General features: G+C 64.2%; 12 protein-coding genes. 8 read left to right on the forward strand and 4 right to left on the reverse strand.

Annotation, left to right across the window (positions count from 1 at the left end; translation table 11 throughout):
* Nucleotides 1–2 precede the first annotated feature (2 nt).
* A complete protein-coding gene (locus RF641_RS14755; protein ID WP_053799028.1) occupies nucleotides 3–533 on the forward strand; it encodes a DUF488 domain-containing protein in 531 nt (176 codons plus the stop codon).
* On the opposite strand, the gene RF641_RS14760 is transcribed toward RF641_RS14755, so the two are convergent.
* The gene (locus RF641_RS14760) at nucleotides 523–1,119 is read right to left on the reverse strand and encodes a GNAT family N-acetyltransferase (RefSeq protein ID WP_424573505.1); all 597 of its coding nucleotides are present in this window, start codon (nucleotides 1,117–1,119) and stop codon (nucleotides 523–525) included. The two genes, RF641_RS14755 and RF641_RS14760, sit on opposite strands and share 11 nt — an antisense overlap.
* A 301-nt stretch (nucleotides 1,120–1,420) precedes the next feature.
* Between RF641_RS14760 and RF641_RS14765 the strand changes: the two genes are divergently transcribed.
* From RF641_RS14765 to RF641_RS14780, 4 genes are all read left to right on the forward strand, one after another.
* Nucleotides 1,421–2,407, forward strand: coding sequence for a siderophore ABC transporter substrate-binding protein (locus RF641_RS14765; protein ID WP_424573506.1), 987 nt, complete (start codon nucleotides 1,421–1,423; stop codon nucleotides 2,405–2,407).
* Nucleotides 2,408–2,494: 87 nt separating this feature from the next.
* Nucleotides 2,495–3,475 (forward strand): ABC transporter permease, encoded by a 981-nt coding sequence (locus RF641_RS14770; protein ID WP_424573507.1) that lies wholly within the window; start codon nucleotides 2,495–2,497, stop codon nucleotides 3,473–3,475.
* Nucleotides 3,476–3,530: 55 nt separating this feature from the next.
* Entirely contained in the window at nucleotides 3,531–4,514 is a 984-nt protein-coding gene (locus tag RF641_RS14775; RefSeq protein ID WP_152666941.1) for an iron chelate uptake ABC transporter family permease subunit, read from the forward strand.
* Complete coding sequence (locus RF641_RS14780) at nucleotides 4,511–5,266, forward strand: iron ABC transporter ATP-binding protein (RefSeq protein WP_113608098.1); 756 nt, start codon at nucleotides 4,511–4,513, stop codon at nucleotides 5,264–5,266. The genes RF641_RS14775 and RF641_RS14780 overlap by 4 nt, the downstream gene beginning before the upstream one ends.
* 3 nt (nucleotides 5,267–5,269) lie before the next feature.
* Here RF641_RS14780 and RF641_RS14785 read toward each other — a convergent pair whose 3' ends face one another.
* The 3 genes from RF641_RS14785 to RF641_RS14795 all read right to left on the reverse strand — a co-directional run bounded on the left by RF641_RS14785 (nucleotide 5,270) and on the right by RF641_RS14795 (nucleotide 9,105).
* Nucleotides 5,270–6,454, reverse strand: coding sequence for an ATP-binding protein (locus RF641_RS14785; protein WP_231735879.1), 1,185 nt, complete (start codon nucleotides 6,452–6,454; stop codon nucleotides 5,270–5,272).
* Between the two features lie 273 nt (nucleotides 6,455–6,727).
* On the reverse strand, nucleotides 6,728–7,930 hold the full coding sequence (locus RF641_RS14790; protein ID WP_244910937.1) for an MFS transporter: 1,203 nt from the start codon (nucleotides 7,928–7,930) through the stop codon (nucleotides 6,728–6,730).
* Nucleotides 7,927–9,105: an ROK family transcriptional regulator gene (locus tag RF641_RS14795; protein ID WP_113608099.1), complete on the reverse strand. Its 1,179-nt coding sequence runs from the start codon at nucleotides 9,103–9,105 to the stop codon at nucleotides 7,927–7,929. Before RF641_RS14795 ends, RF641_RS14790 begins: the two co-directional genes overlap by 4 nt.
* A gap of 87 nt (nucleotides 9,106–9,192) precedes the next feature.
* Here RF641_RS14795 and RF641_RS14800 point away from each other — a divergent pair, with 87 nt between their 5' ends.
* Genes RF641_RS14800 through RF641_RS14810 form a run of 3 tightly spaced genes read left to right on the forward strand, consistent with a single transcriptional unit; the run spans nucleotide 9,193 to nucleotide 12,245 of the window.
* Nucleotides 9,193–10,455, forward strand: coding sequence for an ABC transporter substrate-binding protein (locus RF641_RS14800; RefSeq protein ID WP_047120361.1), 1,263 nt, complete (start codon nucleotides 9,193–9,195; stop codon nucleotides 10,453–10,455).
* Between the two features lie 9 nt (nucleotides 10,456–10,464).
* Complete coding sequence (locus RF641_RS14805; RefSeq protein ID WP_417374046.1) at nucleotides 10,465–11,379, forward strand: carbohydrate ABC transporter permease; 915 nt, start codon at nucleotides 10,465–10,467, stop codon at nucleotides 11,377–11,379.
* Nucleotides 11,380–11,384: 5 nt separating this feature from the next.
* Entirely contained in the window at nucleotides 11,385–12,245 is an 861-nt protein-coding gene (locus RF641_RS14810; RefSeq protein WP_237562396.1) for a carbohydrate ABC transporter permease, read from the forward strand.
* The last annotated feature ends 3 nt before the right edge of the window (nucleotides 12,246–12,248 follow it).

Here is a 12,248-nt window from a genome sequence, read left to right on the forward strand (position 1 = left end):
TCATGGCCGAACCAACGATCCTGACCATCGGCCATTCGACACGCAGCATCGAGCAGTTCATCGAACTGCTGCGCGCCAACGAGGTGCAGACCGTAATCGACGTGCGCAAGCTTCGCGGTTCGAACAGATACCCGCAGTTCAACGCCGACGCCCTGGGCGCCTCGCTGGCGGAATACGGCATCGGGCTGCGCGCCGATCCGGCCTTGGAGGGACGGCGCCCGGTGAGCACAACGGTGCCGTTCGAGACCAATGCCTGGTGGGAGAACCGCAGCTTCCACAACTACGCGGATCATGCGCTGGGACGGGAATTCGACGCCGCCGCGCGGGATCTGGTGGCGCAGGCAGGCTCCGAGCGCATGGCGCTGATGTGCTCCGAGGCCGTATGGTGGCGCTGCCACCGGCGCATCATCGCCGACCACCTGATGGCCCGCGGTGCCAGGGTGCTGCATATCGTCGAGTCGGCTACGGAAGCCGAACTCAGCCCGGGTGCGGTGATCGGCCCGGAATGCCAGGTGACCTACCCTAGGCGGTGACCAGTTCTCCCCACTCGTCGGCCAGCATCGCGTAGACCACGCCGTCCATCCATTCGCCGCTGCGGTGCAGCCCGTTGCGGCGGTTGTAGGACTCGCGGCGCATGCCGACCCGTTCCATGAGTTTCCAGGACGGGGCGTTGGCCGCGAAGCTCTCCGCGACAACGCGGCGCAGGCCCAACGCGCCGAAGCTCAGCTCCAGCACCGCCCGGACCGCCTCGGTGGCGTAGCCCTTGCCTCCGTAGGCAGGGTCGAAGCTCCAGCCGATCTCCGCTTCGACGTGGCGGGTCTGGTCAAGGATTTCGCTCTGTCCCCAGGCATCATGCACCTTGAGCATGACCGTGCCGATCAGCACCTTGCTGCCGTCGGCCTCGATGACCTCGACTGCCACATCGCGCTCGACCCGGCCTTCCTCGTGGAAATACACGCGGTACTCCTCGAGGGTTCCGGGAGCGGAGGTGATCCACCGGGTCACCTCCGGAAGCTGGCGATACCGCCAGGTGGCCTCCAGATCCTCGGATTCGAGCCTGCGCAGGGTCAGGCGTTCGGTGGCTACGGGCCAGGCGACTTTATTCAGAGAATCTTCCATACCAAGAAGCTTATTCCATGGCGTTTCAGCCGGCTTGAGCCAGAATTCGGCCCATTGGTCGCCACGGCAAGTCACAAATAGCTAACTTTTTTCGGTTGCAATTATCAACCATGGATCTTAGGTGCGTCTATTAATGCCCGGAAAACCGGGGTTTTCGCCCGAAGTTAGCCAATGCAGGCCTATTTTATGTGTCCCACACAACAGGACAACGGCTTAACGTATTTCCTGCAGCTAAGGCTAAGCTAATACTTAGATCACTTGTTCCAGCAACCTTTACGGTTGCTTCGACACGAAGGAAACCATGGCCTCCATGAAGCTTCGCGCAGCAGCCTTGCTGAGCATCGCAGCCCTGTCCCTGACCGCCTGCGGTTCGACCACCTCGGCCGCTTCCGGCGACACCGACGCCGCAGCCAAGACCGTGACCATCACGGACAACGAGGGCGAGAAGAACATCGCCACCCCGCCGGCCTCCGTCGTCGCCACCGACAACCGCACCTTCGAGACCCTGTCCGACTGGGGCGTGGAGCTGAAGGCCGGCGCCGTCGCGCTGATGCCGGACACCATCGCCTACACCAAGGACGAGAAGATCGTCGACCTGGGCAGCCACCGCGAGCCGAACCTGGAAGCAGTCGTCGAGGTCCAGCCCGACCTGATCATCAACGGCCAGCGCTTCACCCAGCACGCCGACAAGCTCAGGGAACTGGCCCCGAAGGCCACCTTGGTGAACCTCGACCCACGCGACGGCGAGCCGCTGGACGCCGAGCTGGAGCGCCAGACCACCGTGCTGGGTGAGATCTTCGGCAAGCAGGATGAAGCGGCCAAGCTGGTCGCGGACCTCCAGGCCGCCGAGAAGCGCGTCACCGACGCCTACAACCCTGAAGACACCGTCATGGGCCTGATCACCTCCGGTGGCGAGTTCGGCTACTCCGCGCCGGGCACCGGCCGCACCGTCGGCCCGCTGTTCGACGTGCTGGGCCTGACCCCGGCGCTGAAGCTGGACGAAGCTTCCACCGACCACGAAGGCGATGACGTCTCGGTCGAGGCCATCGCGAAGTCCAACCCGGACTGGATCATCCTGATGGACCGCGACGCAGCCGTTGAGGCCGACGCCGAGGGCTACAAGCCGGCCAAGGAACTGCTGGAGAACTCCGAGGCGCTGAAGAACGTCACCGCCGCCAAGGAAGGCAACGTCGTCGTCATGCCGGCGGACACCTACACCAACGAAGGCATCCAGACCTACACCGAATTCCTCAACGAATTCGCCGACGCCCTGGAAGCGGCGAAGTAATCCAACCGCGCATCACAGCGTAGAAGTGGCGGGCCCGGCGACGGTCCCGCCACTTTGCACCACCACCACACTTTCATCGGCGGCCTCATGACTACCACGTTGTCCACACCTCGCACCAAGGGCAGGCTCTTGAGCTGGCAGCTGCTCCTGGGCATCATCGGTGTGCTCATCCTGCTGGCGTTCTCCCTGTTCACCGGCGTGTACGACGTCTTCGGCGCGCAGGACGGCGCCGAGATGTTCGCCATCACCCGCATCCCGCGCACCATCGCCCTGGTGCTGGCCGGCGCGGCGATGGCGATGAGCGGGCTGGTCATGCAGCTGCTGACGCAGAACCGGTTCGTCGAGCCGACCACCACCGGCACCACCGAATGGGCGGGCATGGGCCTGCTGGTGATGCTGGTGCTCTTCCCGCAGGCCTCCATCCTCTCCAAGATGGCAGTGGCGATCGTCTTCGCCTTCGCCGGCACCATGCTCTTTTTCCTCTTCCTGCGCCGCGTCTCACTGAAGGCCTCGCTGACCGTGCCCATCGTGGGCATCATGCTTGGCTCGGTGGTCGGGGCGTTTTCCACGTTCTTGGCGCTGACCACCGACAAGCTGCAGTCCCTGGGCATCTGGCTGGCAGGCTCGTTCACCTCGGTGATCCGCGGGCAGTACGAGGTGCTGTGGATCGTGGCCGCCGTGGCCGTGGCGATCTTCATCGTCGCTGACCGCTTCACCGTCGCCGGCCTGGGCGAGGAGATCGCAACCAACGTGGGGCTGAACTACCGCAACGTCATGCTGCTGGGCACCGCGCTGATCGCGGTGACCACCGGCGTGGTGACCGTGGTGATCGGCAACCTGCCGTTCCTGGGGCTGATCGTGCCGAACCTCGTGTCCATGGTGCGCGGCGACGACCTGCGCAGCAACCTGCCGTGGGTGTGCCTGCTGGGCATCGCGATCACCACCGTGTGCGACCTCGTGGGCCGCACCATCATCATGCCGTTCGAGATCCCGGTGTCGCTGATCCTGGGTGTGGTCGGCGCCGTCGTCTTCATCATCATGCTTCTAAGGCAGCGCAAACGTGGCTAATCTGATTTCACTGCCGGAACTTGCCGGCCACAACTCCTCCCGGGCCTCCGGCGCGATGCCCACCTCCAAGGTGCGCAAGCGCTACTGGATCACCCTGGGGATCATGATCGCCCTCGCGCTGGTCTTCGGCGCGGGGCTGCTGGCCTGGGACAACCCCATGCCGGTGGGCTCCGAGGGTTTCTGGATCATCGCGAAGATGCGCGCCGGAAGCATCCTGACCATGGCAGTGGTCGCCGCCTGCCAGGCGATCGCCACCGTCTCCTTCCAGACCGTCACCAACAACCGCCTGCTCACCCCGTCCATCATGGGCTTCGAGGCGCTGTACCGCGTGGTGCAGACCGGCGCGGTGTTCTTCCTCGGCGTCGCCGGCATCACCTTCTTCACCGGCGTCGGCCAGTTCGCGCTGCAGGTGGCGATCATGGTGGCCCTGTCCGTGGCGCTGTACGGCTGGCTGCTGTCCGGGAAGCTGGGCAATATCCAGATCATGCTGCTGGTGGGCATCATCATCGGCACCGGGCTCGGCTCGGTGGCGACATTCATGCAGCGCATGCTCACCCCGAGCGAGTTCGACGTGCTCACCGCACGCCTGTTCGGCTCCATGACCAATGCCGACATGAGCTACATGCCGCTGGCCATCCCGCTGCTCATCGTCGCCGGCGGCTACCTGGTGGCAAGCTCCAAGAAGCTGAACATCCTGGCCCTGGGCAAGGAAACCACCATCAACCTGGGCATCAACCACCGCCGCGAAGTCATGGTCACCCTGTTCTTCGTCTCCATCCTGATGGCTGTGAGCACCGCCCTGGTCGGCCCGCTGACCTTCCTGGGCTTCCTGGTCGCGACCCTGGCCTACCAGCTGGCCGACACCTACGATCACCGCTTCATCTACCCGATGGCATTCCTGGCCGGCTTCGTGGTGCTGGCCGGGTCCTACTTCATCATGAAAAACGTCTTCTACGCCCAGGGCGTGGTCGGCATCATCATCGAAGCCGTCGGCGGCATTACATTCCTCATCTTCATCCTGCGAAAGGGCCGGCTGTGATTACCCTCAACGACGTCCAGAAGAAGTACTCATCCGAGGTCTCGATCGGCCCGGTCACCTTGCAGATCCCCACGGGCGGCATCACCGCACTGGTCGGCCCGAACGGCGCCGGCAAGTCCACCATGCTGACCATGGTCGGACGCCTGCTGGGCATCGACTCGGGGTCCATCGAGGTCGCCGGCTACGACGTCTCCAAGACCAACTCCAAGGACCTGGCTAAGATCGTCTCGATCCTGCGCCAGGAGAACCACTTCGTCACCCGCCTGACCGTGCGCCAGCTGGTGGGCTTCGGCCGCTACCCGCATTCCAAGGGCCGGCTGACCATGGCGGACGAGGAGATCATCTCCCGCTCGATCGACTTCCTGGACCTCTCCGAGCTGGAAGGCCGCTACCTGGACGAGCTTTCCGGCGGGCAGCGCCAGCGCGCCTACGTGGCGATGGTGCTGGCACAGGACACCGACACCGTGCTGCTGGACGAGCCGCTGAACAACCTGGACATGAAGCACTCGGTCATCATGATGCGCCACCTCAAGCGCGCCGCCGCGGAGCTGAACCGCACCATCGTGATCGTGCTGCACGACATCAACTTCGCCGGGCACTACGCTGACTACATCTGCGCTATGAAGCAGGGCAAGGTCGTCGAGTTCGGCACCCCGGAGCGCATCATGGATGACGAGATCCTCACCAACGTATTCGAGACCCCGGTGCGCGTGATCGCCGGGCCGGAGGGACCGCTGGCGGTGTACTACTGACGATCAATCCTCGAGGAGTCTGCGATAGCGTTCAATAAAGTTAGCCATCCCCGGAACGGTGTAGGCGATGAAGCTTCGTTGCGGCGAATAGATAATACCCTTGGTTATTAGCGAAGCCCTGACTGGCGCCAGCGCTTGCGGGGTTTTCGAGAGCCGGCTGGCAACGTCGGAGCTCCGTGAACCTGCGTCACCATCCAAGGCCATTGCCTTCATATAGTCTCGTTCCGCCGGGGTTGCCCGTTCCCAACGAGCAGGAAAGAAACCAGAATCAAGTTTCGCCCGACCTAGAGCAGTAGCAGCTTCGGCGTTCTGCGATGTGAACGGCGATGCCGTTGCCACCGTCCACATTGCACTACCGAATTCTTGCAAGAAATAAGGGTAGTTCCCTGCTTCGGCTACCAATATGTCGAGCGCCTCATCGGTATAAGTTTGCCCCATCTGGCGAGCTGGTCCTGCTAAGGATTCTCGTGCTGCTGCGTCATCGAGCTTTCCAATCCCCCGATATTCGAAGAGCCTTTCGGCATAGCTTCTTGAATCAGTCAGCTTTGTTGGCAGGTTAGGAAGTCCAGCGCCTATGACATAGAACGGAAGCTCTCTTTGCAAGGCAAAATGCTGGGCGGTGAGTAGCGATTCCAAGAGCTCACTGTCCAACTCTTGCATCTCATCAATGAAGATCATCAATGCGCTTCGCTCGTTTCGAAGCAAACGCGAAATGTCTTCGATGGTGTCCTGGAGGTCAAGATCGATTAATCCGCTTGACGCACGCGTTACGTCGCGTTCAATTCCCAGAGAGACCCCTTCAATGCCAAGGCTCACGGAAAACGAAGAAACGGTTCCAAGCATGCGTTTGACCAAGTCTTTCGATATCTGAGAGCGAAAGCGTGCGGAGATTTTCACAAAGCCTGCGGTCAATTCCCTGCGTGCAGCCTTGCCACCTGCATCGCCAGGCCTAGCCTCGAATTGAACAACATGAAAACGGTGATGCTCAGCGAGACTTCGAACTCGATTAAGCAGGACCGTCTTGCCAACGCCGCGCAACCCACTGAAAATAATGGGACGTACGGGTGAGAAACGTTTTGCTCGTGCGATGAGAGCGTCAAAAGCATCGATGTCACCGCTGCGACCAGCCAAAACCCTAGGCACCATCCCCGCGCCCGGATGATAAGGATTGAGCTCCGCTTCCATCATTCACATCCCTAGTATAAGAAAATATATACATGTATAACTTTTCACTATACTTCACTATATTTCCCTATACCCGAGCATCGAAGATACACGACGTCACCTTGTCGGGTTCCTTGCACAGGTGCGTGAACTGAGCATGGACCAGTATCAAAGCATCGAGGGCTTACACCATGACGAGACCCTTACCGATTTACCCAACGCCTCGAGTCGCTTCGTCCGTGAGTCCAGGTCACATACTTCAAGTCATGTTGCCACAACAGCCAACGGTATCTGCCACTACCGTCGGCCCTTCGATCGGCGCGCATTCAGCACCGGCGAGCACAAGAGCACGATCACCCCGGCAGCCGGCACCACCAGCAGGCCAGCGCGCAGCGAGAAGGCCTGCGCGATGAAGCCCACCAGCGGCGGGGAGAGCAGGAAACCCAGACGCATCAGCCAGGAGACCACGCTCAGGCCCGTGCCCGGGGCCAGGCCCGGGATCTTGTCGGCCTGTTCCATGGCCGCCGGCACCAGCATGGCCACCCCGAATCCGGCGGCAGCGAAACCCAGGAGGCTTCCGGGGATACTCGGGAAGGCCAGCGCCAGGCCCATGCCGCCGGCCACCAGCACCGCACCGAGCTGCGCGACGAGCCGCTGGCCGAAGCGGTGCACCAGACCATCACCCAGGATGCGGCCGATGAATTGGGCCCCGACCAGCGCGATATAGCCCGCGGCGGCCAGCGCGGACGGCGCGCCCAGGGACCCTAGGTACAGCGTGGCCCACGAGTTGCCCGCGTCCTCCACCATGATCCCGGCCGAGGCGATCAGCACCAGCGCCGCGATCGCCACCACGATGCGGGCGCGGGTGAAGACCCGCACCGGCCCGGCGTCGGCGGCCTGCTCCCCGACCGGTTCGACGGGCCCGCGCGCCGGCAGGCAGAACTTGAACGCGGTCAGCGCCACGGCGGCGAAAAGCAGCGCGGAAATCGTGAAGTGCGCGGCCAGCGGCAGGCCCAGCGCCATGGCTCCGGCCGCCATCAGGCCGCCGAGCACCGCGCCGACGGACCACAGCGCGTGGAAGGAGTTCAGGATCGGTCGGCCGTAGCGCCGCTGTACCTGCAGGCCGTGCGCGTTCTGCGCGACGTCGGTGATCGCGTCCATGGCCCCGCCGACGACGAAGGCCGCCGCCACCAGGACCAGGCTTCCTGCCGAGCCTGCGCCCAGCACCGCCAGCCCGGTGGCCAGCGTGCCGAACACCGCGACCGCGGCCGATCCGAACCTCCGGATCAGCGACCCGGCGGCCAGCCCGGCGATGATCGCCCCGGTCGGCCAGGCGGCGACCAGCAGTCCGTAGGCCCCGGCGTCCAGCCCCAGCTGCGCCTTGAACTCGGGCAGCCGCGGCGCCATGTTGGCGAACAATGCCCCGTTGGTCAAAAACAGCGCGGCGACGGCCCCGCGGGCACGGCGGTTCTCACGGGTGGGCGCGGCCGGTGCGTTCACTTGGCAAAGGGGGCGGCGCGACGCACCAGGTCCAGGGCGTTGGCCAGCGCGCCCTTGAGGGCGACATCCGCGCCCAGACTGGAGGCCGCCAGCTGCACAGCGGCCAGCTCGGGATCCTTGGCCAGCTCGCGGTGCGCGATGCACAGCACCGGGTCCAGGTATTCGGCCATGGCCCCGCACAAAACGATCCTTTCCAGCCCCAGGAATCCGGCGGTCACCGCAGCGATCCGGGCCAGCCGTTCGCCCAGTGACTCCAGGATTTCCCCGGCCAGCAAGTCCCCTGCAGCGGCCACGCGGAAAACCTGCCGCGCGTCCAGGCCCTCGCGGCGCAGGGTGCTCACGCGCCCATTTTCCAGTGCCTCCCGTGCTTCCTTGCGGGCCAGGTATCCCAGGCCCAGCGCGTTGCCGACCCCACTGACGTAGGACAGCGCGCGCATTTCCCCGGCAAAACCCTGGCCTCCGCGCAGCAGGGCGCCGTCCACGACAATGCCCGCGCCCAAGCGTTCTCCGACCATCAGCGCAGCGAAGGAGCCACTGGCGCCGGCGCGCATTTCCGCGACCGCGGCCAGGTTCGCGTCGTTGTCCACCGCCAGCAGCTGGGCGTAGGGCTCCAGCGCTGTAATCCAATTCGGGTTCATCCGCTGCCAGAAGCCTTCAGGGTGTTCCGGCGAGCGCCCAGCGGAGTCCACGGGGGCGGGCACGGCGATGACCAGGGCGGCGAAGCGCTGCACTCCCAGACTGCCCAGGGTGCGCTGCAGCAACCCGATGACCGCTGTGATGCGTTGTTCGGCGCCGGCCTCCGGATCGGTGCGGACCTCCTCGCGCAGCAGTTCAGCGCCGGTGAGGTCGGCCAGGGCCAGGGTGATGCGATGCTGGCCGGCGTCCAGGCCGGCGATCAGCCCAGAACTGTCGTCCAGTTCATAGCGCAGGGCAGGGCGTCCCTTGGAGTACTCGCCAGCACTGCGGGTGTCGGCGGCTTCGCGCAGCCATCCGGCGGCGACGAGCTCCTTGGCCTGGTTCAGCACGGTGGCGCGGGTGAGCCCGGTGGCTTCAATCAGCTCGCTGGCGGTTACCGGACCCTGGTCCCAAGCGGCATGCAGGATCTTTCGCGAGTTGCTCCGGCGCAGCTGGTGGGCGCCGGGTTGCTGGGCTATTGGTGCATCGCTGGAATTCACAATCTCGAGTATAGACTCGACTTTATTTAGATGCTAAATTTATATCCGATCAGCATGTGAACCACATCACCCCACCCGGAGGAGCCCATGAGCATACCAAGGCATTTCGGCCGCCGCACCTTCCTCGGCGCGCTGGCCAGCACCGTGGCGCTGGCCGGATTACCCGGGTGCAGTCCGGCCCAAGCGCGCTCCACCATCCGCTTCAACCAGTCCAAGCCGGAGGTCGTCACGCACTTCCGCACGCTGCTGGAGCAGTTCAACACCTCTCAGGACTCGATCACCGCGGTCCACGAAGTCACCGCGGGGCTCTCGGCGGCGTTCGCCCGCCAGGATCCGCCGGATCTGGGCTGTCTGAACTACAACTTCGAGATGGCCCGCTTCCAGGAGCGCGGCGCGCTCAGCGACCTGTCTGACCTGCCGCAGGTGAAGATGAACGCGCCGTTCATCGCGGAGTTGCTGGCCCTGTACCCGGACTACCCGGGTCGCACCTCGGTGCTGCCGTATTCGATGATGGGCGCCGCGGTGCTCTACAACAAGGAGATCTTCGCGCAGCACAATCTGCCGATCCCACAACGGTACTCGGAGCTCGTCGAGCTGTGCGAGCAGCTCAAGGACCTGGGCATCACCCCGATCTATTCCACCTTTAAGGACGCGTGGACCGCCAGCCAGGGCTTGGCCGACTATTCGCTGGGTGGCGCGGTGGACATCGGTGCGTTGTTCGCCGCGTTGCGCGAGGCCGGGGCGGATTTCACCCCGGGCTCAGAGCTCTCCTTTTCCGCCTTCTTCGCCGAACCGCTCACCCGGATGCAGCAGTTGGCCCGATACTCCAACGAGGATGCGACCAGCCGCGGTTACGGCGATGGCAACCTCGCCTTCGCCCAGGGCAAGGCAGCGATGTACCTACAGGGCCCCTGGGCGCTGCCGGAAATCGCCAAGAGCAACCCGGACGCGTCCATCGGCACGTTCCCGCTGCCGATGACCGAGGACCCGGCGGACCTGAAGGTCCGCGCCAACATCGATTTGGCCCTATGGATCCCGGAGCAGTCCGAGCACCAGCAGGAGGCCCGGGCCCTGTTGGAGTTCCTGTGCCAGCCCGAAATCCAGAACGCCTACAACGAGCTTGCCCTGGGCTTCGGGGTGCGCAGCGACTCCCCGCCGGCTACCGACGAGCGCCTGGCGCAGATGCAACCGTACATTGATGCCGGCCGCATCTACCAGGGCGTGTCCACCGCCATCCCGCGCACCATCCCCTTCGAGAACTACATGCAGTCGGTGGCCACCGGCGGCAACGTGCACCAGACCCTGGCCACCCTCGACGCCGACTGGGCCCGGCTGGCCCGACGCAGTTAGGAACGCACCATGGCACTAATTGAATCCCCGGTCAGCGCGCCTCCGGCCGCAGCGCCCCGCCCGGCCCGTCCGCGACGCCGGCCCAGCATGCACCTGCTGTTCCTGCTGCCCGCTCTGGCCTGCTTCACGCTGGCGATTACCGTGCCGGCGATCATGGGCATCTTCTTCAGCTTCACCGATTCGGTGGGCTTCGGCGAGTTCGAGATGGTGGGGCTGCGCAACTACGCGGCTCTGGTCACGGATCCCGCTGTGCTCGGCGCTTACGCCTTCACCATCGGCTTCTCGCTGATCACGGTGCTGTTGACCAACGCCCTGGCCTTCCTACTGGCACTAGGGCTGACCGCGCAGATCCGCGCCCGAGTGGTGCTGCGCACCGTGTTCGTCATGCCCATGGTGATCTCCGGCATCGTAATCGCCTACGTGTTCAACTTCCTGTTCTCCAACACGCTGCCCGCCGCCGGCCAGGCGATGGGACTGGAAACGCTGGGCAGCTCGATCCTGGCCAACCCGGATCTGGCATGGATCTCGATCGTCATCGTCACCGCTTGGCAGGCGATCCCCTCGGCCATGCTGATATACATCGCCGGGCTCATGGCGATCCCCTACGACCTCTACGAGGCCTCCGCGCTGGACGGCGCCGGTGCCGTGGGCCAGCTGCGCCACGTCACCTTGCCGTTAATGGCCGGGTATATCGGCATCAACATGATCCTGGGGTTCAAGAACTTCCTCGCCGCGTATGACATCATCGTCGGCCTGACCAATGGCGGCCCGGGTGTTGCCACCCGCTCCATCGCGATGACGATCTTCACCGGGTTCGAACGCGGCGACTACGCCTACCAAATGGCCAACGCCACTGTCTTCTTCCTCATCTCGCTGCTGATCGCGCTCATCCAGCTGCGCCTGACCTCCAAGGAGTCCAAGTGAGTACCCTGCAACAGCGGTTGACCCGTCCCTCCCGCGCCCGCATCGGCCGCGAGAAGACCAACTGGCCAGCCACCGCCATACTGGCCGCCTGCGCCTTCAGTGTGTTGCTGCCGCTGTTCGTCACCGTCTCCATGGCGTTCAAGTCCGCCGGGCAGGCAGTGGACGGCAAGGCCTTCTCCTGGCCCGACCCGTTCTCCGTGGAGGGCTTCACCGCGGCCTGGGAGCTGGTGAACTTCCCGCGGGCATTCACCATTTCCTTGTTCATCACGCTGATCTCCGTCTGCGGCGGGGTGCTGGTGGCCTCCATGGCCTCCTACGCGATCCACCGCAACTGGAACCGCAAGTTCTACCGCTACAGCTTCTACTACCTGCTCGGCGCAATGTTCCTGCCCTTCCCGGTGTTGGCTCTGTCCCAGGTCAAGCTCACCGGCCTGGCCGGGCTGGACAACCCCTTCGGCGTGGCGATCCTGCACGTGATGTTCGGGCTGTCCTTCAACGTGCTGCTGTTCACCGCATTCATGCGCGGGCTGCCCGCCGAGCTGGAGGAAAGCGCCCGCATGGACGGGGCCAGCACCTGGACCGCGTTCTGGCGCATCATCTTCCCGCTGATCGCCCCGATGAGCGCGACCGTCGCGATCTTCGCCTTCCTAGGCTCCTGGAACGACTTCATGATGCCCTCGCTGATCATCGCGGAACAGGCCAACCAGACCCTGCCGGTGGTCCAGCAGCTATTCCAGACCCAGTTCTCCAACAACTACCACGTCTCGTTCGCTTCCTACCTGCTGGCGATGGCTCCGAGCATCATCGCCTACCTCTTCACCCAGCGCTGGGTCATGTCAGGCCTGACCCAGGGCGCCATCAAGTAAAGG

It is taken from the genome of Arthrobacter sp. 'calajunan' (assembly GCF_046940185.1).
GTDB classification, from domain to species: domain Bacteria; phylum Actinomycetota; class Actinomycetes; order Actinomycetales; family Micrococcaceae; genus Glutamicibacter; species Glutamicibacter soli.

Excerpts from the sequence above, each read along its gene's own strand:
- RF641_RS14770 (WP_424573507.1), top strand. The coding sequence starts at position 2,495 with ATGACTACCACGTTGTCCACACCTCGCACCAAGGGCAGGCTCTTGAGC.
- RF641_RS14755 (WP_053799028.1), top strand. The coding sequence starts at position 3 with ATGGCCGAACCAACGATCCTGACCATCGGCCATTCGACACGCAGCATC.
- RF641_RS14785 (WP_231735879.1), bottom strand. The coding sequence starts at position 6,454 with ATGATGGAAGCGGAGCTCAATCCTTATCATCCGGGCGCGGGGATGGTG.
- RF641_RS14800 (WP_047120361.1), top strand. The coding sequence starts at position 9,193 with ATGAGCATACCAAGGCATTTCGGCCGCCGCACCTTCCTCGGCGCGCTG.
- RF641_RS14765 (WP_424573506.1), top strand. The coding sequence starts at position 1,421 with ATGGCCTCCATGAAGCTTCGCGCAGCAGCCTTGCTGAGCATCGCAGCC.
- RF641_RS14760 (WP_424573505.1), bottom strand. The coding sequence starts at position 1,119 with ATGGAAGATTCTCTGAATAAAGTCGCCTGGCCCGTAGCCACCGAACGC.
- RF641_RS14775 (WP_152666941.1), top strand. The coding sequence starts at position 3,531 with ATGCCCACCTCCAAGGTGCGCAAGCGCTACTGGATCACCCTGGGGATC.
- RF641_RS14805 (WP_417374046.1), top strand. The coding sequence starts at position 10,465 with ATGGCACTAATTGAATCCCCGGTCAGCGCGCCTCCGGCCGCAGCGCCC.